Below are 23390 nucleotides of genomic sequence, written 5' to 3'. Positions count from 1 at the left end.
CCCGAAGAGCGTGTTTGTCTTCAAAGGGGGAAGGATTCCAGAGAGGGGCATTGGCCCGCCGCCCAGCCAGACAAATTCGAAAAGCAAGCTAATCGCTGAGTATTTGTCCAACTTCCAAAGAGTGACCAACGGCGGCATGTACATCGACGGCTTCGCCGCACCACAGAGCCGTGGGCACGAAGAGGCTTGGACAGCGCGGCGCGTATTGGAGATTGAACCCAAGCGGATCAGAAATTTCTGGCTGTGCGACATTGATCCAGAAGGCATAAAGCAACTTCGAACTCTCAAGGCGCAGCATCATAGGGATCCGCGTTCGAGAAGGGTCTTTGTCCACGAAGGTGATTTCAATGAGATTGTCCACGACATACTCAAGAGCGACCGCTTTACGCCAAGGGCGGCGATCTTCGCTCTGTTGGATCAACGAAATACTGAGTGCCATTGGTCGACAGTCAAGGCATTGGCTGGTCGTGGCGGTCGCACAAAAATCGAACTGATGTATTTTCTCGGCGCTTCATGGCTGCACCGATCACTTACCCAGTCCAAAACTCCTGATCGGATCGCAGAAATTGATAGATGGTGGGGAGGACCGGAGTGGACCTCGCTGAAGAACCTGACCCAGATCGGGATGGTCGACCAAGTTGCTGCCCGCTTCAGCTTTGAACTCGGATACAAGCACGTCAACGCGTTTCCCATCTTCCAAAGAGACACAGGCAAGAAAAGATCATTTTACCTTATTCACGCCAGCGATCATCCAGAAGCACCTAAGCTGATGACGCGGGCCTACTTGAAGACAGTCGGATCCGTCGAGGGCACGATCGCTGATGGACAGGCGAACCTGCCCTGGTGAGAAGCAGCAATTTTTACCACTGAACGATCTTCCTAAAACGTCCCACCTTAATATGAGCACTCCGCGCGGCGATCGCTGTTGAAGCGATGTTTAACAGGGGTTTGAACAAGGTGAGACGTTTCTAGGTGCCACCGCCACCTCCGTCCCACCTTAATGCAGCGAATCCCTTATTTTTATGGACCTCATTTTGTCACCATCTGCTTCTTCGCTTTGGGTGCGAAGCTTATTTGGCAGTGCGACAATCTCACGATTTTAAACGCGCCCGCTTCAATCGCCATATTTTTAAGGCTGCATAGTCATCCGGCAACTTCCGGGCACATCTTGGGTCTTCCGGATTAAAAGCCCTGTTTCTGCCAGCATTTCCTTCGCTCTACACGTCGGCTATCTCGCCGTGCAATTCGCCGCCTGGGCAGGGGCGCGCGTTATCGCCACCACCGGAGCCAACGGGGTCGAGCGCGCAAAATCCGCAGGCGCGCAGGTCGTGCTGGACTATAGCGCCCCAGATCTGGCGCAACAGGTGCTTAATGCCAACGGTGGTGCCCCCATCGACCAGATCATTGAGGTCGAATTCGGTGCCAATATCGCGCTGGATGCCGAAGTGATCAAACCCAACGGGCGCATCGCGGCCTATGGCTCTGCCAAGGTGATGGAGCCGACGCTCCCCTTCCTGCCCCTGCTCTTTAAGGCGGTGACCATCGACATCATCCTCGTCTACCTGCTGACCGAGGCCGAACGTGCCCTCGCGATCAAGAAAACCCATCAAGCCTTGGCCGAAGGTGCGCTGCACTGCCCGGTCGAGCAGACATTCGCGCTGTCAGACACGGTCAAAGCCCATGAAGCCGTCGAAGCCGGTGCCCGCGCCGGTGCGATCTTGATCAACTGCGAAGGCTGACAGCCCTAGCACGCGACACATACCGCCCCGTTGAAGCGAGGGAGGACGGCGGCGGTGCGCCCCCACGTCCCCCCTTTCGCGCAATCACGTGTTAGCTCGGATGCACGATATCAGCAGCAAGACATACAGCGGCAATAGGCCCCCTGCGGCCGAGCGACCCCGCTGATCCTCCCCAATAGAACACAGCCTGCTCTGCCCCAAACACGGCTCAAGAATAAATTCCGAGATTCTCCCCACTTTTTCTCCAGAAAGGTATTGCACCCCCCCGCACTCCGGACTAATTACGCCCACACGTTGGGATGTAGCCAAGTGGTAAGGCAACTGTTTTTGGTACAGTGTACCGTAGGTTCGAATCCTACCATCCCAGCCACTTCACTTTAGATGAATAGCGTAAGCACTTGGCCCATCCGGTGGTGGTATTATTGCCCCCGTTTCCGCCCCAGCGTGATCGATACCCAAGCAGGCTAATCTTCGTTCTCGACGGGAGACAGAGGTGATGAGAGCTACCGGAGATAGGCATTGGTCGCGGTAAACCATCCGAAAGAGATCAGGGGCACCCGCCCCCCTCGAAGTCTCTGCCGTACCCAGCCACCCAAGGTGGCCGAGCGGCAGCATAAAGAACCCTTGGGGAGGGGTCTTAAGTCTGTGTAGCTAGCATGGCCCCAACGGCTTCACATACTCAGGTGGCGATGCGGCCAGCAGGGGCGATGCCAAACGCGCTATTGGCTGGCCATGCCAACCATCATCGACCCCAGTGCGACAAGGTGGATCAGCATGATCGCCCTGTCATTCCACAGGGTGCCCACGATGAACCAACCGATGACGCCGACGATGAACAGATAGAGGTTCCATGGCGTCCAGCCGAATCCCGTTGCGGCGTATCCGAGGATCTGCACGATCGACGCGGCCCATTTGATCCAGAACGCAAGTCGGGTGCTGCTGCGCAAGGCAATCAGATCAGACGGCACGGGTCAGCCCTCCGTCGATGCGCCAGTTCTGACCGGTGACATAGCCGCCTTGGTCGGACGCCAACCACCCGATGAGGGAGGAGACCTCTGCCTCGGTGCCATACCGGCCCATGGGGATGCGCGCGCGGCGGTCGTCTGTTTCGGGCAGGCTGTCGATGAACCCCGGCAAGACATTGTTCATGCGGATGTTCTTGTCTGCGTATTGATCGGCGTAAAGCTTGGCGAACCCTGCAAGCCCCGCGCGGAAAATCCCTGATGTGGGGAATAGCGGGTCGGGCTCGAACGCCGCGAAGGTAGAGATGTTGATGATCGCGCCGCCGCCCTGTGCTGCCATGATCGGGGTCACCAGTCGCGTGGGTCGGATCACGTTCATCAGGTACACGTCCATGCCCTGATGCCAATCGTCATCCGTCATCTCCAAGATGTCGCCCTTGGGTCCGTGACCGGCCGAGTTCACCAGCACATCCACGCGCCCCCACCGCTCCATAGCGCCATCGACCAATTGCGCCAGATCATCAACCGACTGGTTGGTGCCGGTGACACCGAAGCCGCCAAGCTCTTTGGCCAGTGCTTCGCCTTTGCCAGAGGACGACAGGATCGCGACCTTGAACCCATCGGCGGCAAGCTTTTTGGCAGCCCCTGCCCCCATGCCGCTGCCGCCCGCTGTGATTAACGCTACTTTTTCTACACTCATGACGTTTGCCTCCTATATGTGTTAGACAGCGCTAGCGCGTCTGCTTCACAGCAGGTAAGCGCTTTGCAATGCTTCGACCAGCCAGACATACTGCTGCATGACGATAGGATTTCTACTGTGCCGACCTCGAACGACCTCCCCCCTCTGAACGGGCTGCGCGCCTTTGCAGCGGCGGGCCGCCATCTTACCTTTCGCGCCGCAGCTGATGAATTGGGCGTGACTCAAGGTGCCGTGGCCCAACAGGTGCGCGGGCTAGAAGACCACCTGAACCTGCGTCTCTTTCTCAGAGAGCCGCGCGGGTTGGCCTTTACCGAAGAGGGGCGCGCCTATCACATCGCGATTTCCCGCGCCTTCGACCAGATGGCCGATGCAACAGATGCGCTGCGCACCGCGCCGTCCCACGTCACGATCAGTGTCACCCCGACCTTTGCGTCGAAATGGCTGATCCCCCGACTGGCTGCCTTTACCCAAGCGCACCCCGGCATTGATCTGCGCATCACCGCGACCGAAAGAGTGTCCAGCTTTCACGCGGATGGTATCGACCTTGCCGTGCGGCAGGGCAATCCGCCGTTCGGGGCGAGCCTGCGCGCTGATCTGTTGTTCGAGCAGCAGATCGTCGCCGTCTGCGCCCCCCATTTGGCAGAAGCGCTGAACACGCCGATGGACGCGGCAGGTATCGCAGTGGCGACACTGCTGCATGACACGCACGATCTTTGGCCGCAGTTCATCAAAACGGCCTTTGGGCGCGATGTCCCGACGGCGCGAGGTCTGCGGTTCAACCAGACGACGCTTAGCCTTGATGCGGCGCTTGCCGGTCAGGGGATCGCCCTTGCCAACCGGTTTCTTGTCCAGCGTGATCTGCGTGCGAAACGGCTGGTGCAACCGATTGAAGGCGCATTGAGCGGTGGTAGCGGGTTTTACCTTTTGTCCCCACGGCAAGGCTCCCCAAGCGGTGCCGCCCATGTCCGCGATTGGCTACTGGGCCGCGCCCGCGACGACGTGGCAGAGGCCGCCCTACGTCCAAACGACGAAAGCAACCTTCCCATAGCGGAACCCTGACCCGCTGGCGGGGGTTCTTCTTCATAGATGTCACAAGACAAAGGGCCCCCTCCTCATGAAGACGACACTGACCGTTAACGGCGAAGACCATAGTCTTGACGCCGACACCCGCACGTCGCTGCTGGATGCGCTGCGCAACCACCTGAACCTCACCGGCACCAAAAAGGGCTGCGACCACGGCCAATGCGGTGCCTGCACCGTCATGGTCAACGGCCGCCGCATCAATTCCTGCCTGACGCTCGCCTGTATGCATGACGGCGACGAGATCACCACGATCGAGGGTCTGGGCGACGAACGCAACCTGTCTGACATGCAGCAGAACTTTGTCAAACACGACGGTTTCCAGTGCGGCTATTGCACACCGGGTCAGATCTGCTCAGCCACCGCCATGCTCGAAGAGTTCAAAGCCGGCTGGCCCTCTAACGTATCCGGCAGTCTGACAGCCTCGCCCGAGCTGACCGACGACGAGATATCAGAGCGGATGTCCGGTAATATTTGTCGCTGCGCCGCCTACCCCAACATTGTCGATGCGATCCGCGAAACGGCGAAGGGGCAGTCATGAAACAGTTCGATTACATCCGCGCCGGTGCGAATAGCGATGTCACCGGCACCCCAGATGCCACGATCATCGCCGGGGGCACCAATCTGCTGGACCTTATGAAGCTAGAGGTGATGACCCCGGACCGGCTGGTCGATATCTCGCGTTTGGCCCTCAAACAGATCACCCCAACCCGCGACGGCGGGCTGCGCATAGGTGCCTTGGTCACCAACTCTGATCTGGCGGCGGATATGACCGTACGGTCGGATTATGCCGCACTCTCCTCCGCTCTGCTGGCGGGCGCGTCCGGCCAGTTGCGCAACAAGGCGACCACGGGTGGCAACCTGCTGCAACGCACCCGCTGCTACTATTTTTACGACACTGATCAGCCCTGTAACAAACGCGACCCCGGCTCCGGCTGTAGTGCGATGGAGGGGGCCAACCGTCTGCACGCGATCCTTGGTGTGACCGACAAATGTATTGCCAGCCACCCCAGCGATATGGCGGTGGCCATGCAGATGTTAGGGGCCGAGGTCGAGATCGAGACCACCGATGGTTTGACCCGCACTGTGCCGCTGTCCGACTTCTATCTGATCCCCACCGACCCCGCCGTCGAAACCGTCTTGCAACCGGGCGAGTTGATCACCGCCGTGATCCTCCCCGCCCCCGCCGAGGGTCGCCAAACCTACCGCAAGGTACGCGACCGCGCGTCCTACGCCTTTGCGATGGTATCGGTCGCGGCGCGGATCAAGGTGACGGATGGCAAGATCACCCAAGCCGCGATTGCCTGCGGTGGTATCGGATCAATGCCATGGCGCGATCCGGCGGTCGAGGACGCGTTGATCGGGCAAGAACCCGCGCGCGAGGTGTTCGGCAAAGCCGCCGATATTCTGGTCGCGGAGGCCGCACCGAAAGAGGGCAATGCGTTCAAGGTGCCGCTGGCGCGACGCACGCTTATCGCCACACTCAAGGAACTCACGGGGGTACAGCAATGACCGACGGTAGCAATATTTCGACCGCCGAACTGACGATGGATGAACCCGATGACCGCAACCGGCTGGATGCCACGGTTCAGGGGTTGATCCACACTGGCATGGACCGTCCTGACGGCCCGCTGAAAGTATCAGGCCGCGCCACCTATGCGCATGAGGATCAGCCGACAGGCATGATGACAGGCGTTTTGGTCCGCGCCCCTGTCGCGGGCGGTCAGGTCACCGGCCTGAACGCCGAGGCGATCCGCAAGCTGGATGGGGTGCGCGGTGTGTTCCACGGCAAGACCTTCCTGCGTAATCCCGCCCAAGGCACCGCGAACGAAGCACCGGTGCAGCCAGACGGCAAGATCTCCTATGTCGGTCAGCCCGTGGGTTTGGTGGTCGCCGATACGTTCGAGCAGGCCCGCCACGCGGCCCATATGGTCGAGCTTCAGATCACGCCCGACGATGCGGTCACCGACCTGGAAACGGCAGAGATCGAGACACCGAAGGAAAAACAATCCTCCCAAGGTGATCTGGACGCCGCCCTGTCGCAGGCTGCCTATACCGTGGACGAAACCTATCGCACCGGCGGGCATAGCTCGTCGGCGATGGAACCCCACGCCGCGATCGCGCAATGGGACGGCGACAAGCTGACCCTGCGCGGGTCGTACCAGATGCTCAAATACAATGTGAATGAACTGGCCGACGCCCTTGGGATCGACCCAGAGAATGTCCATATTCTGGCCCCGTTCGTGGGGGGGGGCTTCGGTTCCAAACTGGGGATCAGCCACGAGGCCGTGGCCGCGGCGCTCGCCGCGCGCGAGCTGGGGGCACCGGTGGCTGTCGTATTGACGCGCCAGCAGGTGCTAGAAGCGACAATGCGTCGATCCGAGACCGTGCAGCACATCAAGCTCGCCGCGGATGCCGACGGGCGCATGACCGGCATCGGGCACGATTCCACCGTGTCACAACTGATGGACGAAAGCTTTGCAGAGCCGGTAGCCCAGGCCACGCCATTCCTTTACCGTGGTGAGAACCGCGAGATCGGGATGCACATCAAGCGGATCAACCGCATGTGTGCAGGCTCTGTCCGCGCGCCGGGGGAAGCGGTTGGGATCACCGCGCTTGAAATCGCGATGGACGAACTGGCGGTCGCAAGTGGCATCGACCCTGTCGAATTGCGCAAACGCAACATTCCGGATGTCGACCCGTCAGACGGGCGCGCATTCTCGTCCCACAAACTGGCCGAGGCGTTGGATGATGGGGCCAAGACCTTTGGCTGGGACAGCCGCGAGGTCGGCAAGACGGATGGTGAATGGCTGATCGGCTACGGCATGGCCTCTGCCACTCGCGTCAATATGCTGGGCGAAAGCCACGCCCGCGTGACCCTGAACCAGGACGGTAGCCTGCTCGTTGAAACCGATATGACCGACATCGGCACGGGCACCTATGCGATCCTCACCCAGATTGCGGGCGAGATGCTGGGCGTGCCCTCGGACCGTGTGACCGTGCGTTTGGGCGACAGCAGCCTGCCCAAAGCCGCCGGATCCGGTGGCAGCTGGGGGGCCGCATCCTCGGGCGGGTCGGTTTTTGTCGCCTGCGAAGCCCTGCGCAAAAAGATCGCCAAGGCTATGGGCGTAGAGGAATGTGACCTGACCCTGCAAGATGGTGTCGCCACCGCCAACAACCGTCGCGCCGATCTGCCGGAATTCACGAAGGATGGCCCGCTCACGGTCAGGGGCACGATCAAGAAGGGTGACACCCAGACCGACCGCCGCCAGGCCACTTTCGGTGCATTCTTTGCCGAGGTCGGTGTCAACAGCGTCACCGGCGAGACGCGCGTGCGCCGGATGCACGGCAGCTTTGCCGCCGGTCGCATCCTGAACGCCAAGACAGCGCGCTCGCAATGTCTGGGCGGCATGACCTTTGGCATCGGCATGGCGCTGACCGAAGAGCTGATGTTCGACAAACGCGACGGCCATCTGGTGAACAACGATCTGGCTGAATACCACGTGCCGGTAAACCTTGACGTGCCACAGCTGACCGTGAACTTCGTGCAGGAACGTGACCCTTGGGCGAACCCCATGCAGGCCAAAGGCATCGGAGAGCTGGGCATCTGCGGCGCAGGCGCATCCATCATCAACGCGATCTACGACGCTTGCGGTGTGCGGGTGCGTGACCTGCCCGCGACGATGGACAAGATCCTGTCGGACCTGCCAGAGATGTAAGCGGCGGCATCCGCAAACAGAGCAACCGGCGCGGCGGAAGCTTGCGCCGGTTTTTTTGTGGGCTTCTGCATCACGGCTGGACCCGCCCCAGCAAGAAAAGAGACCCGCGGACTGTGCACCGACCAATCTCAGCATGTCGGGCATCTGCGGTTCCTACCGCCCCCTTCGCCAGCAACAAGGCACAAAAAAGCCCGCGCGATGAAGCGCGGGCTTTTATCAGCTATATCGGCAGTATCAGGACTTCTTGACCTCTCCGACACCCTGTTTATCCGCCTCGGCTTCGGCAGCGTCGACAACACGTTGGCCAGAGGCTTTGGCCTTCTCAACAATCGCATCTGCTGCTGTATCACCCGGGGCCGCGGCGTCCGCGTCCTCTTTGGTTTCGCGCAACACCTTCTTCGCCTCTTCAGAGGCCGCCTGAGCAACCTTGCCGAGCTTTGCCTTTTCTTCGGCGAAGATACGTTCAGCGTCGGCCATCAGCTGGTCGCTATGCTGCCCCATGTAGCGGTCCTCGGTCCGGCTGCGGGGCAGTGCGGCCCCGATAGCGGCCCCAACGGCGAGCGCAAGCGCACCGGCAATCAGCGGCTGCTCTTCATACATATCAACGGCACGATCCCGACCCTCGCGGCCATATGAGGCGGCTGTCGCACGGGCGCGAACGGCGCTTTCACGGGCGGCGATGACGCGCTCGCGGGCTTGCTCTGACAGGTCTTCGGTGCCCTCGGCCAGACGGCGGCGCAACTGCGCTGCGCGCTCGGAAGCGGAGGATGCAAAGTCGCGGGCACCCGATGCGACGGAATGACCAGCGTCGGACACCGCACCTGCTGCACCCTTGGCTTTATCTGCCACGGCAGAGCCTGCGTTTTGGGCGGACCCCGCTACGCTGGACGCCGCGCCCGAGACACGGTCACCGGCGCGCGATGCCGCGTCGCCCGCACGCTGTGCGATACCGGGCTGATCATCATCTTCGGTAAGCGCCCATGAGGGCACATCACCCGTCCGCGCAACATCGCCCGAGTAATATGGCTTGGACGGATCGCCGGGCTGTGGCCCCAAATCACGACGCTGGCCCACGGGAACAACGCCATGCTGTTCTGCGCTGACCGGAAGGTCGTGGTCGTCGTGGCGGACACCGTAATAGTTTGCACGCCCGCGGGTGTCGCGATAATCGCGATCATCGCGCGAGACATAGCGGTCGCGGCTTGGCATCTTGTCGCCGGCCATCAACCACGCGAGGCCAACACCGGTCAGCGCCAGCGCAATCGGATTGCGCTTTACCGCATCCGTGACAGAGCGGCCAATGTCGCCCCCGTGCTCGCGGAACTGATCCGAGAATTGGCGGGCGATGGTTTCGACCGAAAACTTGTCTTGCAGATCATCCAGCGTGCTGGTCAATCCGGCGCGCTCGCGCTCGATCTCGCGTTCGATTTCTTCGGGGCTGCGGTTATTACTTGTCATCGTAAACCTCCTTCACGGCTTGCGCGTCACGTTTTACGTTTTTGGTGGTGCGGGTCGGTGCCAAGCTGCTGAGCTTCAGCGCATTGGTCCCTTTGTTGACCATCACATAAGCGATCAGTGCAAAGGCAACGCCGACGATCAGGGCCGACCACCCCGCAGAGATGCCTGCTTCGGTGAGCGCTGCGACCAATGCCGCGGACAGCACGTTCAATGCGGTCAGGGCAACGACGACAGCGCCGACGATCAGACCGATGGCCGCACCCGCAGATTTCAGATTTTCGTTTACTTCGGCACGGGCCAGATCGACCTCGCTGCGGACCAGCGAACTGACGTGGGTCAGCGCATCGCTCAGCAGGCTGCCGGTGGATTTATTGGGATCGGTGGTCATACTGTGCTCCCTTTTGGTGTGGTGTTTACGGCGGGGCTGGCGACATCACCTGTATCAAGGTTATGCGCGCGCTCTGCCGGTACGGGGCGTTCCATCTCGCGGCCCTCGTAGGCGTAGCGTTCGCCGCGTGCGCCCGTGTTCGACGCTTTGGCAAACCGTGTTGCGGCAAAGCCGACCAAGGCAGCACCGCCCAGAAACACGAAGGGGTTGCGTTTGGCAAAGTCAGTTACCGCGTCGACCATCTCGCCCAGATCCTTGTCGCGCATGGAGTCAGAAGCATCCGCAAGCCCGTCTGCAAGCTGGCTAAAGGTGCGTTCTTGCGGCGACCCGCTGCGCAATTCGTCGGCGGCGGTACGCAATGCGCTGGCCACGCCTTTGACTTCGCTCGCAGCGGCACCTTTGGCTTCGTCTGCATAGCGCGCAGCATCGGAGGCAACGGTGTCGGCCACGTCTTTCGCCCGCGCTTTGGCTTCATCCGTAGCGGAAGCGGCGGTGGCTTTTACTTTTTCATTCAGGTCCTGCGCGCCGGCAGGATTGCTATTTTTTGTATCAGTCATGATGCGCTCCTTTTGTTAGGCGATGAGGTTGAGAACGGCGAGAACGACCACGATCAGGCCGATGAGGTAGAAAATTCCATGCATTCAATTTCTCCTTTTTTGTCACGTTCCTGCTGTTGAAGACCCAACCGTCAGAGTTGAATTTCGTTCCCCGCTTCCGACGTTGGGGGCGATAAAACTCGCGTCGGAACAGGTGTGATTTTGGGGTGCATATAAAGGCACGCGCGAAGTCGCCGCGCACGCAGACAGCGTGGAACGCATTGGCGCATCGCCGCGTTGGACAGGGAATACAAATCACATCGCAAAGGAGATCGACATGCCGATGAACAGCCTTAAAGACGTGTACCATGACCAACTCCAAGACCTGTACAGCGCGAACAAACAGTCGCTGGATGTGGTCGTCGCCCTAGGCCGTGCCGCCAAGGATAAAGAGCTTTCCGAAGCCCTGATCGCCGGATCGAACGGCATCAGCGACGGCATGGAAAAGATTGCCGAGATCTGCAACGCCCACGGTATTTCGCCTACTGGTGAACATTGCAAAGGGATGGAAGGGCTTGTGGCCGAGGCGAAGGCCCACGCGCTGGAAGAAGACTATGGCGACGACGACGTACGCGACGCCATGATCATCACACAGTATCAGCGCATGGTGCATTACGCGCTGGCCGGATACGGCTGCCTTGTCGCCTTTGCCAACCGTCTGGGCAAAGACGAAGACGGTGCCATCCTACAGGAATGTCTGGACCAGACCTATGACGGTGACCGCCGCATGACAGACATCGCGACAGGTGGCGTGAACAAAGCCGCAGCCTAAGTTTGCGACAGTTGGGGCGTAGCCCCCACTCAATATGCAAAAGCCCCGCTGGATCAGCGGGGCTTTTCTCATGTCTGCCTACCTCGAAAAACCGTGTCGCGGCTTCAGCTTGCCTCTGCCGCGGTCGCTTGGGGGAAGTAATCGACCCCCTCTTTCTCGGCGAGCTTGTGGATCTCTGCCATGATGCCTTCACGCGCGTCGCAGGCGGCCTCCCACGACGTGTTGGGGTCGGCACAGGGCACGAGGAACCAGACGTCCTTGCCCAGTACGTCCTGCCCCGCGACCCGCACGCATACATCATCTCGATTACCCACGTAGTTCTCGTCCAGCGCGTCGATCACCTTGTCGAAAGCGTCGCGCAATGCATCCACATCTGCGGTGTGAGACAGTTTGATCTTAACGATGCGCAACATTTCCGGCTCCTGCATGGTCCAGTTCTTGAACGGGGTAGAGACGAATTCGGTCACCGGCACGACCAGCCGCGTGCCATCCCAGTCGCGCAGTTGCACATAGGTGAAATGGATCCGCTCCACGTGGCATAGCGCGTCGTTGAACACGATACGGTCGCCGATCTTGGCTGACCCGTTCAAGGCGATCTGCAACGACGACATGATATTGCTTAATATGCTGCGCGCGGCAAAGCCCAAGACAAGGGTGACCGCCCCAGCCGTCCCCAGCAACGTCAGCCCGAGGTTCTGGAACACATTGGTCTGCGACAGGAATATACCGCCGCCGACCAGCACGACAGCTACAACAAAGACCCGACGCGCCGCCGAGATCCGCGTTGCGGTGGTACGTTTGTGCACCTCTTCCTTGAGGGTCAGATCGGTTTCCTCGACCTGCGTCAGGTGATCCAGGATAACCTCGACGCAATTGACCACAAACCACAGCCCCGCCCCGATCAGCCCCAGCCATGCGGTCGGCACCAGCACTGTCGTAAGCTCTGCCGAGAAAGAGAAAATCTTGGCCTCGACCACCATGACGAACAGGGTCGACACGCCCACGCAGGCGGGCCCGCGTACCGATCGGAATATCTGCCGTGCCAGCTGCGACGGCACACGCTCCGCGATCCACCCTGTCAGCAACCAGACCAGTCGCGCCACGTAAATCGCCAGCGCGATCAGCACCGGCAGGCCGATGAGTTCCCACAGCGCAAGGTCAACGACCGTGTTTTCTGTCAGCACATCGGGCAGCATGGTTTCAAGCCGGCCGGGCCCGTAACGGGTGTAGAGCCGCGGAATATTCTGCACCGTGTGGCGCGAGAACACCCAGACAGGGTCGCCCCCTTCGGGCTTGATCCGGTTCAGGCGGATGGACGCGGGGTAGTCGTCCATATCAAGCGTCCAGAGCAACAGCGATTTGCGCGGCGTGCCCGCCATCGCCTTGTCAGAGGTGGATGTCGCATCCAGCGCATCGGGCCGGTCCAGCAGGTTGTCCCAGTTGATCACAGTTTTCCGGCTGATCACGGTTTCAAGCTGTCGGATCAGCGATGTCCCCACGTCCTGCTGGCGATCCTGCTGGATATCGGACAGGTCAAGCAGATGCGCGGCACCGACCCAATCATCGCGGCGCACGGCCCGCACAAGGCTTTCCATCGTCGCACGGGGTGTTTCGCGGTCGATTTCTGGCGTGACCGCGGGCAGACCGCTGTTCAATGCCTCGACGCAATACCAGCGGGCGGTGTCGCAGGCCTCCTCTTCCTCCTGCGCCCAAAGCGGTGCCGCAAAAATCAGAAGGGTGGCCATCAGACCCGCGAGGTATCGTAGTTTGCTCAAATCACTCTCCATTCCGGCGTCACGAAATCACGTGACATGTCGGGGTTGTGACTGAGCTAGCGCAGCTATCGCATTCTACCAGTTTTGATCCGGGGAATTCGTGCAGCCAGACGCCTGTGACCGCAAGATCAGGCCCCCACCTGCCCTGTGGCTTCGTGCAACATCTTGGTCACATGGTTCGTGGCATAGGGCTTGGGCACAAAGGCAGCCCCGCTTGGCACGTCCGCTTCGTCAAGCTCGATCACGCCCGACGCAATCATGATCACCACCGGAGGCCAGGTTGTGCGCACATAGGCCGCCAGTTTGAGCCCGTTCATGGTGCCGGGCATATCAATATCGGTAAATAGGATGCCAATATCAGAATGCGTCTGCATCACTTCGATGGCTTCGTCGGCCGATCCGGCTTCATAGGTCTTAAAGCCGGCCTCTTCGATCATATCGACGGCCCCCATACGGATCAGCGGTTCATCTTCTACGATCAGCACGGCGGGTAGGTTCTGATAATCCACGTTTGGACAGCTTTCATTAATGATCAATGGGCTTGCAGAGCACCATTCTTAGATCGTCAAACCTGCCAGTGGAGCTTGTAGCATAAAGCTCAAACCCTCTGGCGCGTAATTTAGTTCCGCCGATCCGTTAAAATATCCGGCGAGCGCTTGTTCTATCATCCGACTGCCAAAGCCTTTGCGGCTTGGCGGTGTCACCAATGGGCCCCCGCTTTCGGTCCAGCTAAGGTGAAACACCTCTGCCCCATCGCTTGCCCGAGCGACCTTCCACCGCACCGCAATCTTGCCGTTGTCCCCGTCACCGGACAAAGCGCCGTATTTCGTGGCGTTGGTCGACAGTTCGTGCAACGCCATCGTTAAGGCCAGCGCCTGTTTGGACCCGATGGGCACGTCCGGCCCCTCTATCGCGAACCGTCCCTCACCCGTCCGATGAGGGGCCAACGCGGCCTCGATCACCTCGAGGATGCGCGTCTGTGCCCATGCGGCCTTGATCAAACGGTCATGCGCCTGCGCCATCATGCCAATCCGCGATTGGATAGCGACCTGTGCATCCTTCAGGTTTTCGGACTGGCGCAGCGTCTGCGACACCATGACATTGACCATCGCAAGGGTATTTTTCACCCGATGGTTCATCTCGCCCAGCATCAACTGCCGCTGTTCTTCGGCGACCTTGATCTCGTGTATATCCGTGCAGGTGCCATACCAGCGCGTGATCCGGCCGGCCTCGTCGCGCACAGGCTGGGCACGCCCCAGCACCCACCGATACTGCCCCGTGCGGTGCCGCAGGCGATATTCGATTTCATAGTGCTCGCCGGTCTCAAGACTGTGACCCCAACGCGCCCAGGCTTTTTCCTGATCGTCGGGATGGAACATGCCGTTCCAGCCCTCGCCGTCGGTCGATCCTTCGGGCACACCGGTGAATTCATACCAGCGGTCGTTGTAATAATCGTGAAACCCGTCCGGCAAAGTGGACCAGATCATCTGATCGACCGAATTCGCAATCGCGTGGAACTTTGCCTCACTCTCGAACAGCTGACGTTCCCGCAGTTCAAGCTGCTCCAGATGTTTGCGCGCCTCATGCTGCCGCCGCCGCGCCTTGAGCGCGGAGCGCACCGAGCGTACCAGCTCCTCTGCGTGCAAAGGGCGCGACAAGAGCACCGCGTTGCTCAGCTGGTCAATCCTTGCCGCTGCGTCGTTGCTGCGGCTGGAGGACGTGCCATTGGCCAGCACGATAAACGGGACATCCGACCAAGGGGGCTGCGCGGCCAACGCCTCTTGCAAGGTATCGACCCCGACGCCTGCCAGCGCCTCTTCGGTCACCAAAATCGCGCCGATTTGCCGCCCGATGAGGCCTGCAAGCTCCCCAAGGGAGGCGACGGATGTCGATGCAATATCATGCTGGTCGAGCAACTGCCCGGCGACAGCCGCATCCCGTCCGCGTGGCGCGAGAATACCGACAGAGACCAAAAGCGCATCATCCGGGGTCTCTGGCTCGGATGACGATGCCATTTGTGGTGTCACTTTGCACCGTCGCTGGTTTGAGGATCGAGCTGCAAAAGCGCGTCTGTGCGCTGCGTGAACACCGGCGTCCCCGACAACACACCCGAGAAACTGCGGATAGGTTCGCCGATCACGATACCAGTCGCGTCGATCTTGAATTCACGGATGCTGCGTTCATGGTCAGACGTACGGGTCTTGATCACCGCGATGGATTTGCGCACCTCGCCTTCGGCCTCGAAAAACCGCAGCATCATGACGGTATCGGCAAGATAGCTGATATCGATGTCGGTCCGCAGTTCCCCTGTGACACCATGTTGCCCAAGGATCATCAGCGACACCACGCCCTGCTGCGCGAGATAGCTGAGCAGTTCATGCATCTGTAGCACAAGGAAATTGTCACTTGGCATGGCGTGCAAATAGGCGTTGAGGCTGTCGATCGCGACAACGCTTACCCCGTCCTTTTCGACCGTCGTGCGCACCGCGCTGGCGAATTCACCGGGCGACAGTTCCGCCGGATCGATCTGCCGGATTTCCAACTGCCCGTTGTCGATGAACGGCTGCACATCCATGCCAAGCGCCCGCGAGCGGGTAAGCAACGTCGACAGCCGCTCGTCGAACAGGAAATACGCGGCTTTCTCGCCTCGGTTCAGCGCGGCCAGCATGCAGCGCACCGCCGTCGTTGTCTTGCCCACGCCAGCAGGACCGGCCAGCAGCGCATTGGTGCCGGGCACAAGCCCCCCGCCCAGCAAAGCGTCGAGCTCGTCCAGCCCCGTTGTCACCGCATCAGCCGAAAAATCGCGCGCGTGATCCGCCGCGATCAGGCGCGGGTAGACGCACAACCCGCCCTTTTCGATGGTAAAATCGTGGTAGCCGCCATGATACTTCAGGCCGCGCATCTTGATCACACGCAACCTGCGCCGTTCCGACCCGAAATCATTGGCCAGTTGTTCAAGCGAGACGACGCCATGCGCGATGGAGTGAAGCTGTAGATCCCCCGGTTCAGCCGTGCGGTCGTCCAGCATCAAGACCGTGCAATTACGCCGCGCAAAGAAATGCTTTAGCGCTAGGATTTGCCGACGGTAGCGCAGGGGGTTCTGCGCCAGCAAGCGCAGCTCTGACAGGCTGTCGAGAACGACACGGGTCGGATTATTCTCTTCCACCAGATTGATGATACCACGCACGGTCTCCCCAAGTTCGACTTCGCTTGGGTGCAGCAAGGATTGCTCCCGATCAGAGCTGTACTCGTCTTCCGCGACCAGCTCGTACAGATCAATATCGTCTAGCGTCCAGGAGTGGGACTGTGCGACAGCGGTGAGCTCGTCTACCGTTTCGGAAAGCGTGATATAAAGCCCGCGCTCACCATTTTCGCGACCATTCATGAGGAACTTCAACGCAAGCGTTGTTTTGCCGGACCCCGGCGTCCCCTCGACAAGATACAGCCGATGCGGGGTCAACCCGCCACACAGCACATCATCCAAACCAGACGTCCCTGTCGACAGCCGCGTCTGCGCCGCCCCAGTGGTACGATCGCCCATTACTTGCACCCCACTCGTATCATACTCTTACGGTGCCCTTACTTCAGCAGTGGGCCCATGTATCCGCCGTATTTTACTCAATGATGAATATTCAAGCAAATCGATTTGTATCGATAGAACGCCAGAGTGCCGGATGCCCCGCGGGACTGTTCGGTAAAGGGGCGGTGGCCCGATTGCTCTTGAAAAACCCGCGCGGCTTTGCCACCTATGGCAGTGTGAGGACGACCTCCCCTGAATGGAAAACTGTCGGGACGACCCGGCCCTTCAATGAGGTATAACATGCGCTCTGCATTTGACCGTCTTCGCCACGCCATCAGTTTTGAAATCATCGCGCTGATCCTTGTGATCCCCGCAGGCGCGATCCTGTTTGACGTGCCCCTACATGACTTTGGTGTCGTGGGCATTGTCAGCGCCACGCTCGCGACGCTTTGGAACCTTGGCTATAACGTGCTTTTCGACTTGGCCTTACAACGGCTGACTGGAACCACCCTGAAATCGCGCATCGTCCGGGTGCTGCACGCGCTGGTGTTCGAGGCGGGGCTGCTGATGGTTCTGTTGCCCTTCATCGCGTGGTATCTGGGGATCAGCCTGTGGGATGCCTTCGTGCTGGATATCGCACTGGCGGCATTCTACCTCGTTTATTCCTACGTGTTTAACCTGATCTACGACACGCTTTTTCCGCTACCCGAGTGGTCGCAAAAGCAGGCGGAAAGCGCCTAGCCCACCAACCCATTGTGGTGATCAGACCGGCAAGGTGAATGACGCCTTGATCCGGTCCATCACCACGGTGGTTTTGAACCCTTTGATATCGGGGTTGTTGTAGAAAAAATCGCGGGTGAACGCCTCGTAATCCTGCATGTCCTTGGCGCTGACGATCAGCATAAAGTCGGTCTCTCCGGTCACGTAGTAGGCGCTCATTACTTCTGCCCGCTCCCGCACCGCTCGCTTGAAACGGTCGATGATATCGGACCGTTCCCGCGCCAGTTCCACCGCGATGAGCATGGTCAGGGGACGGCCCACGGCCTCGGGCGAGACGACGGCGATATCGGCCTCGATCGCCTTGGTCGCTCGCAACCGCGCAAGGCGCCGCTGGACCGAGGTTTGCGACAGCCCGACCAGTTCGGAAAGGCGCGCGCTGGTGAGCAGATTGTCGCGTTGCACGTGATGCAGGATTTTCCGGTCTATCGCGTCAATCATCCTAAATTCCCCATATCTTACACAAGTTTGCAGCTTTTACCCGCGTAGCCGCATTATTCGCATAAATGCACAGCGCGAAAAAGCTAAACTCGCACAATACCCTGGCAGGAATCCCCACATGATCGACCATTCTTTTACACAGCACGAATATGCAGCACGTCTGGCGAAAACACGCGCCGAAATGGCCAACCGCGGGCTGGACGCGCTGTTTGTCACCGATCCGTCCAATATGGCGTGGCTGGCGGGCTATGACGGGTGGTCGTTCTACGTGCATCAAGGCGTGCTGCTGACCCACGAAGGCCAGCCCGTCTGGTGGGGTCGCGCCATGGACAGCGCCGGTGCCCAGCGCACCACCTATCTGGATGATGACAATATCGTCGGCTACGATGACACCTACGTCCAGAACCCCGACAAACACCCGATGGAGGAACTCGCCCGTCTCATCGCGGACCGCGGTCTAGAGAATGCACGCATCGGGTTCGAGCTGGACAACTATTACTTTACCGCTTCGGCGTTTCTGACGCTGCAAACGCGGCTGCCGGGCGTCAATATCCAGAACGCCACGGCACTGGTGAACTGGCAACGTGCGGTGAAATCCCCGACAGAGCTTGAATATATGCGCCGCGCCGCGCGGATCGTTGAACGGATGCACGAGGTGATCCGCGAAAAGGCCGAGGTCGGGATGCGCAAGAACGACCTGATCGCGGACATCTATCACGCCTCGGTCAGCGGGGCCGAAGGGCATTGGGGCGACTACCCCGCCTGCGTGCCCATGACGCCCTCGGGTCTGGATGCCACCGCGCCGCATATCACATGGGACGATGCTCCCCTGCGCAACAACGAAGGCACGTTCTTTGAAATCGCGGGCGCGCACCGACGCTATCAATGTCCGCAGTCGCGTACCTTGTTCTTGGGCAAGCCTCCGCAGAAGTATCTTCATGCAGAGAATGCCGTGCTCGAAGCGATTGATGCCGGGCTAGAGCAGGCCAAACCCGGCAACCGCTGCGAAGACATCGCCCGCGCCTTCAACACCACCCTGCGCAACCGCGGGTTCGAGAAGGACAGCCGCTGCGGGTATGCGATCGGCCTGTCCTACCCTCCGGACTGGGGCGAACGCACCATGTCGTTCCGCGCAGGAGATACCACCGTGCTGGAACCCGGCATGACCTTTCACTTCATGCCCGCCCTTTGGCTTGACGACGGCGGGATCGAGATCACAGAGCCGATTGTCATCACGCAAACCGGTGTCGAATGCCTGTGCACCACCCCGCGTGCGCTTGTGATCAAGGAATAGCGCCATGCGGGACAATCCTATCTCGGCCACCATCGATTTTGACTGCGACGGCGTGCAGCATGGCTATCTGCGCCTGCCCTATAGCCGCAATGACAGCGCTTGGGGGGCGATCCAGATTCCGGTGACCCACGTGAAAAACGGCGACGGCCCCTCTGCCTTGCTGACCGGCGGCAACCACGGCGACGAATACGAAGGGCCGCTGGCCTTGGTCGAGCTCGCCCAGACCTTGGAGGCCAAGGATGTCACGGGTCGCGTGATCATCCTCCCCTTCATGAACCACCCCGCCTTTATGGCGGGGACGCGGGTGTCTCCGCTGGACGGGGTGAACATGAACCGCAGCTTTCCCGGCCGCCCCGATGGCACCCCCACCCAGAAGATCGCGGATTACTTTCAACGGGTGCTGCTGCCGCTGGCGGATGTCGTGCTTGATTTCCATTCGGGCGGCAAGACGCTGGATTTTCTGCCCTTCGCCGCCTGTCACACGCTCGAGGATGCGGACCAGCAGGCCCGCTGCCGCGCCGCGCGCGATGCGTTCAACGCGCCTTTCAGTGTAGAGATGCGCGAGATCGACGCGCTTGGCATGTATGACGACGCGGCTGAGACGATGGGCAAGACATTCGTCACCACCGAATTGGGCGGCGGCGGCACTGCCACGCCTGAAACCGCGCAGATCGCCCGCAAAGGCGTGCGCAACCTGCTGATCCACGCCGGTATCCTGCAAGGCCAGCCCGTCACTGCGCCATCGCGCATGCTGTCGCAAGACGACGACCGTTGTTTTCACGTCACCAACCACGGTGGGCTGGTCGATTTCAACGTCACCCTTGGCGACACAGTGGCGGAAGGCGACCTGATCGCGCGTCTATGGGACAGCCAGCATACGGGCCTGCCCCCGCGTGAAATCCGCGCCCAGATGGGGGGCATCGTGATCGCCCGCCATCACCCCGGACTGGCACAGCCGGGCGATTGCCTTGCCGTGCTGGCCACCGAACTCACCTGAAACTCTCCTAAACAGAAAGCCTGACCTATGCTTCGCAATGATGATCAACTCGCCACATGGGACCGCGAAAACTTTTTCCATCCCTCTACGCATCTGGCACAGCATGCGCGGGGTGAATCCGCGACGCGGGTGATCACAGGGGCGTCGGGCGTTCATATCGAGGACCGCGATGGCAACCGGATGCTGGACGCCTTTGCCGGGCTCTATTGCGTGAACGCAGGCTATGGCCGGACCGAAGTCGCTGACGCCATCGCCGAACAGGCGCATCAGCTGGCCTATTACCATTCCTATGTGGGCCACGGGACCGAGACGTCTATCACGCTGGCCAAGATGATCATGGACCGCGCACCGGCGCATATGTCCAAGGTCTATTTCGGTCTGTCCGGCTCGGACGCGAACGAGACGAACATCAAGCTCGTCTGGTACTACAACAACATCCTTGGTCGCCCGCAGAAAAAGAAAATCATCTCGCGCTGGCGCGGCTATCACGGGTCGGGGCTGATGACCGGATCGCTGACCGGCCTGTCGCTGTTCCACGATAAATTCGACCTGCCGATGAACCCCGTGATCCACACGGACGCGCCCTATTACTACCGCCGCAAGGACCGCACCCAGTCCGAAGCCGAATTCACCGCGCAATGCGCCAACGCGCTTGAGGCGCTGATCCAAGCCGAAGGGCCGGACACCATCGCGGCCTTTATCGGGGAACCCGTTTTGGGGACCGGCGGCATCGTGCCCCCGCCCGCCGGGTATTGGGACGCGATCCAAGAGGTGTTGAACCGCCACGACATCCTGCTGATCGCGGATGAGGTCGTGACCGGCTTTGGCCGTCTGGGGACGATGTTCGGGTCGGATCACTATGGGCTGAAACCCGATCTGATCACCATCGCCAAGGGGCTGACATCGGCCTATGCGCCGCTGTCGGGGTCGATCGTATCGGACCGGATGTGGAAGGTGCTGGAACAGGGCACGGACGAGAACGGCCCCATCGGTCACGGCTGGACCTATTCGGCGCATCCGATCTGTGCAGCGGCCGGTGTCGCGAACCTCAAGCTGATCGACGACCTGAACCTTGTCAGCAACGCGGCCGAGGTGGGCGGATATCTGAACGCCTCGATGAAAGAGGCGCTTGGCGATCATCCGAATGTGGGGGACATCCGTGGCGAAGGGCTGCTGTGCGCGGTTGAGTATGTTGCCGACAAGGCAGACGCCACCCCGCTTGATCCTGGTGCCAAGGTGGGAGCCGCGATCTCTGCCGCGATGCTGGAACGCGGCGTGATCGCCCGTGCCATGCCCCAAGGCGACATTACCGGCTTTGCCCCGCCCTTCTGCATCACCCGCGCAGAGGTCGATACCGTCGTCGCCGCGACCGCGGATGCGGTAAAAACCGTGCTGGGATAAACGCCCCGGTTCGCCTTGTTTCGCAGGGCGAACCGACCCCAACAGGTGGGGCATAATGCGGGCGCTAACACGGCGCTTGGCCGTTGCAGCCCCTGATTGTTTGCGCAATGACTACCCCAAGCTACGGGAGGAGCGCAGATGCCACATTGGTCACAGGCGATCACGGATCGCATACAAACAGAAACCCATTTTGACGGTCGCGAGATCAAATGCTTCAAGGATCGCCCCGCCGACCTGAACGCCATGCTCGCCGCGGCCCTTGCCCGCGCCCCCGATCAAGAGGCCGTGGTCAGCGGCGAGACCAGACTGTCCTATACCGAGCTTGACCTGCACGTGGGCCGCATCGCCGCAGGGCTGCGCGTGCGTGGGGTCGAAAGGGGCGACCGCGTTGCGCTGCTGCTGTCGAACCGCTGGGAATTCATCGCGACCATGATGGGTTGTCTGCGGCTTGGCGCGATTGCCGTGCCGATCAACATCCGCGAAGGCACGCCAGAGCTGGCGTTTATCCTGCGTCAATGCGGGGCCAAGATCGCCGTGCATGGCATGGATGTCGCCGACCGCCTGCCCGCACCGGCCGATCTGCCCGGGCTAACCCACCGCTTTTGCGTTGGCGGCACAGTGGCGGGGTCCGACGCGTTTGACACGCTGCCCGCGCAGACCCCGCTGACCGACGCCGTGCCGCTGCACGAGGATGACATCGCGGTGATCCTTTATACCTCCGGCACCACAGGCCAGCCCAAAGGGGCGACGCTGACCCATCTGAACATCGTCCATTCCGCGATGCATTTCGAGCTTTGCATGGAGCTGGGGGCCGGTGAACGGTCGCTGCTGTGCGTGCCCGCAAGCCATGTGACCGGGCTGGTCGCCACGGTCTTTACCATGCTGCAAACCGCAGGCTGCACCGTGATGATGGAGGTCTTTGGTGCACATGAATTCCTGTCGCTGACCGCTGATGAAAAGGTCACGCAGACGCTGATGGTACCAGCGATGTACAACCTGTTCCTGCTGCGCTGCAATGTCGAGGACTACGACCTGCAACACTGGCGGATCGGGGGCTACGGCGGCGCACCTATGCCGCAATCCACCATCACCGAACTGTCGGAAAAGCTGCCGAACCTCTGCCTGATGAACGCCTATGGCGCGACGGAGCTTACCTCTGCCGTAACGATCCTGCCGATGGGGTTCGGCACCAAACGCGCGGATAGCATCGGCATCGCCGTGCCCTGCGCCGACATCCGCATTGTCGATCCTCAGGGCAACGACGTGCCCGACGGCACCCATGGGGAGCTTTGGATCAAGGGCGCGATGACCGTGCCCGGCTATTGGGACAACGCAGACCGCACCGCCTCCGAGTTTTACGACGGCTACTGGAAAAGCGGCGACATGGGGTCACGCGATGCCGAGGGGTTCATCTGCCTGCACGACCGCCGCAAAGATATGATCATTCGCGGCGGCTATAACATCTACAGCGCCGAGGTCGAAAACGCCCTGACCGCCCACCCCTCCGTGATCGAATGTGCCGCCATCGGCTGCCCTGATCCGGTGCTGGGGGAAAAGATGCATGTTTTCATCCACACCACGGATACCGCGCTCGATCTTGATGCGATCAAGGCTTTCGCACGCACAAAGATGGCGGACTACAAAGCTCCCGATTTCGCGACATTCGACCCCGATCCCCTGCCGCGCAACGCCAATGGCAAGATCGTCAAGAACACGCTTCGCGACAGGCTGAAGGCGTAGGCCTGAGGGCATGAAAAAAAGCCGCAGCGCA

Annotated in this window: 22 protein-coding genes and 1 tRNA gene; 13 read left to right on the top strand and 10 right to left on the bottom strand. The window is 60.6% G+C overall.

All coding sequences use genetic code 11. From position 1 onward, the window contains the following. Positions 1-10 precede the first annotated feature (10 nt). The 3 genes from tcmP to AB1495_RS09620 all read left to right on the top strand — a co-directional run bounded on the left by tcmP (position 11) and on the right by AB1495_RS09620 (position 2109). Positions 11-847 (top strand): three-Cys-motif partner protein TcmP, encoded by an 837-nt coding sequence (gene tcmP / locus AB1495_RS09630; protein ID WP_159431865.1) that lies wholly within the window; start codon positions 11-13, stop codon positions 845-847. Positions 848-1139: 292 nt separating this feature from the next. Next, positions 1140-1739 (top strand): zinc-binding dehydrogenase, encoded by a 600-nt coding sequence (locus AB1495_RS09625; protein WP_342005654.1) that lies wholly within the window; start codon positions 1140-1142, stop codon positions 1737-1739. A 295-nt stretch (positions 1740-2034) separates the two neighbouring features. After that, positions 2035-2109, top strand: a tRNA-Gln gene (locus AB1495_RS09620). A gap of 349 nt (positions 2110-2458) precedes the next feature. Here the strand turns inward: AB1495_RS09620 and AB1495_RS09615 are convergent. Together AB1495_RS09615 and AB1495_RS09610 are read right to left on the bottom strand one after the other, a co-directional pair. Further along, positions 2459-2707, bottom strand: coding sequence for a DUF6552 family protein (locus AB1495_RS09615; protein ID WP_009826291.1), 249 nt, complete (start codon positions 2705-2707; stop codon positions 2459-2461). Continuing rightward, complete coding sequence (locus AB1495_RS09610) at positions 2697-3401, bottom strand: SDR family oxidoreductase (RefSeq protein ID WP_037943629.1); 705 nt, start codon at positions 3399-3401, stop codon at positions 2697-2699. Before AB1495_RS09610 ends, AB1495_RS09615 begins: the two co-directional genes overlap by 11 nt. A gap of 117 nt (positions 3402-3518) precedes the next feature. On the opposite strand from AB1495_RS09610, the gene AB1495_RS09605 reads away from it, so the two are divergent. Genes AB1495_RS09605 through AB1495_RS09590 form a run of 4 tightly spaced genes read left to right on the top strand, consistent with a single transcriptional unit; the run spans position 3519 to position 8200 of the window. Beyond that, complete coding sequence (locus tag AB1495_RS09605; RefSeq protein ID WP_074635284.1) at positions 3519-4460, top strand: LysR substrate-binding domain-containing protein; 942 nt, start codon at positions 3519-3521, stop codon at positions 4458-4460. Positions 4461-4515: 55 nt separating this feature from the next. Next, a complete protein-coding gene (locus tag AB1495_RS09600; RefSeq protein WP_005852029.1) occupies positions 4516-5022 on the top strand; it encodes a 2Fe-2S iron-sulfur cluster-binding protein in 507 nt (168 codons plus the stop codon). Then, positions 5019-5993, top strand: a complete 975-nt coding sequence (locus AB1495_RS09595) for a xanthine dehydrogenase family protein subunit M (protein WP_074635283.1) — start codon at positions 5019-5021, stop codon at positions 5991-5993. Before AB1495_RS09600 ends, AB1495_RS09595 begins: the two co-directional genes overlap by 4 nt. Further along, positions 5990-8200, top strand: coding sequence for a xanthine dehydrogenase family protein molybdopterin-binding subunit (locus AB1495_RS09590; protein ID WP_074635282.1), 2211 nt, complete (start codon positions 5990-5992; stop codon positions 8198-8200). The genes AB1495_RS09595 and AB1495_RS09590 overlap by 4 nt, the downstream gene beginning before the upstream one ends. 234 nt (positions 8201-8434) lie before the next feature. Here the strand turns inward: AB1495_RS09590 and AB1495_RS09585 are convergent, their stop codons facing one another. Genes AB1495_RS09585 through AB1495_RS09575 form a run of 3 tightly spaced genes read right to left on the bottom strand, consistent with a single transcriptional unit; the run spans position 8435 to position 10603 of the window. Further along, entirely contained in the window at positions 8435-9658 is a 1224-nt protein-coding gene (locus AB1495_RS09585; RefSeq protein WP_074635281.1) for a DUF3618 domain-containing protein, read from the bottom strand. Further along, positions 9648-10046, bottom strand: coding sequence for a phage holin family protein (locus AB1495_RS09580; RefSeq protein ID WP_074635280.1), 399 nt, complete (start codon positions 10044-10046; stop codon positions 9648-9650). The genes AB1495_RS09585 and AB1495_RS09580 overlap by 11 nt, the downstream gene beginning before the upstream one ends. Next, complete coding sequence (locus AB1495_RS09575) at positions 10043-10603, bottom strand: hypothetical protein (RefSeq protein ID WP_074635279.1); 561 nt, start codon at positions 10601-10603, stop codon at positions 10043-10045. Before AB1495_RS09575 ends, AB1495_RS09580 begins: the two co-directional genes overlap by 4 nt. Positions 10604-10919: 316 nt before the next feature. On the opposite strand from AB1495_RS09575, the gene AB1495_RS09570 reads away from it, so the two are divergent. Continuing rightward, entirely contained in the window at positions 10920-11414 is a 495-nt protein-coding gene (locus AB1495_RS09570; protein WP_037954206.1) for a ferritin-like domain-containing protein, read from the top strand. Between the two features lie 104 nt (positions 11415-11518). On the opposite strand, the gene AB1495_RS09565 is transcribed toward AB1495_RS09570, so the two are convergent. From AB1495_RS09565 to AB1495_RS09550, 4 genes are all read right to left on the bottom strand, one after another. Further along, positions 11519-13189, bottom strand: coding sequence for a mechanosensitive ion channel family protein (locus tag AB1495_RS09565; RefSeq protein WP_244268879.1), 1671 nt, complete (start codon positions 13187-13189; stop codon positions 11519-11521). A gap of 128 nt (positions 13190-13317) precedes the next feature. After that, positions 13318-13698 (bottom strand): response regulator, encoded by a 381-nt coding sequence (locus tag AB1495_RS09560; RefSeq protein ID WP_037954204.1) that lies wholly within the window; start codon positions 13696-13698, stop codon positions 13318-13320. A gap of 48 nt (positions 13699-13746) precedes the next feature. After that, positions 13747-15204, bottom strand: coding sequence for a sensor histidine kinase (locus AB1495_RS09555; RefSeq protein ID WP_074635278.1), 1458 nt, complete (start codon positions 15202-15204; stop codon positions 13747-13749). Positions 15205-15212: 8 nt separating this feature from the next. Beyond that, positions 15213-16730: an ATPase domain-containing protein gene (locus AB1495_RS09550; RefSeq protein WP_074635277.1), complete on the bottom strand. Its 1518-nt coding sequence runs from the start codon at positions 16728-16730 to the stop codon at positions 15213-15215. A 279-nt stretch (positions 16731-17009) separates the two neighbouring features. On the opposite strand from AB1495_RS09550, the gene AB1495_RS09545 reads away from it, so the two are divergent. Further along, positions 17010-17450, top strand: coding sequence for a PACE efflux transporter (locus tag AB1495_RS09545; protein ID WP_074635276.1), 441 nt, complete (start codon positions 17010-17012; stop codon positions 17448-17450). Positions 17451-17471: 21 nt separating this feature from the next. Here the strand turns inward: AB1495_RS09545 and AB1495_RS09540 are convergent, their stop codons facing one another. Beyond that, entirely contained in the window at positions 17472-17927 is a 456-nt protein-coding gene (locus AB1495_RS09540) for an Lrp/AsnC family transcriptional regulator (protein ID WP_005852003.1), read from the bottom strand. A 118-nt stretch (positions 17928-18045) separates the two neighbouring features. Here AB1495_RS09540 and doeA point away from each other — a divergent pair, with 118 nt between their 5' ends. From doeA to AB1495_RS09520, 4 genes are all read left to right on the top strand, one after another. Beyond that, a complete protein-coding gene (gene doeA / locus AB1495_RS09535; RefSeq protein ID WP_074635275.1) occupies positions 18046-19221 on the top strand; it encodes an ectoine hydrolase DoeA in 1176 nt (391 codons plus the stop codon). A 4-nt stretch (positions 19222-19225) separates the two neighbouring features. After that, positions 19226-20218: a N(2)-acetyl-L-2,4-diaminobutanoate deacetylase DoeB gene (gene doeB, locus AB1495_RS09530; protein WP_074635274.1), complete on the top strand. Its 993-nt coding sequence runs from the start codon at positions 19226-19228 to the stop codon at positions 20216-20218. 27 nt (positions 20219-20245) lie between these two features. Then, positions 20246-21619, top strand: coding sequence for an aspartate aminotransferase family protein (locus AB1495_RS09525; protein WP_074635273.1), 1374 nt, complete (start codon positions 20246-20248; stop codon positions 21617-21619). 138 nt (positions 21620-21757) lie between these two features. Next, on the top strand, positions 21758-23359 hold the full coding sequence (locus tag AB1495_RS09520; RefSeq protein WP_074635272.1) for a class I adenylate-forming enzyme family protein: 1602 nt from the start codon (positions 21758-21760) through the stop codon (positions 23357-23359). The last annotated feature ends 31 nt before the right edge of the window (positions 23360-23390 follow it).

It is taken from the genome of Sulfitobacter pontiacus (assembly GCF_040790665.1).
GTDB classification, from domain to species: domain Bacteria; phylum Pseudomonadota; class Alphaproteobacteria; order Rhodobacterales; family Rhodobacteraceae; genus Sulfitobacter; species Sulfitobacter pontiacus.
This window is presented reverse-complemented; position numbering and strand designations above follow the sequence as displayed.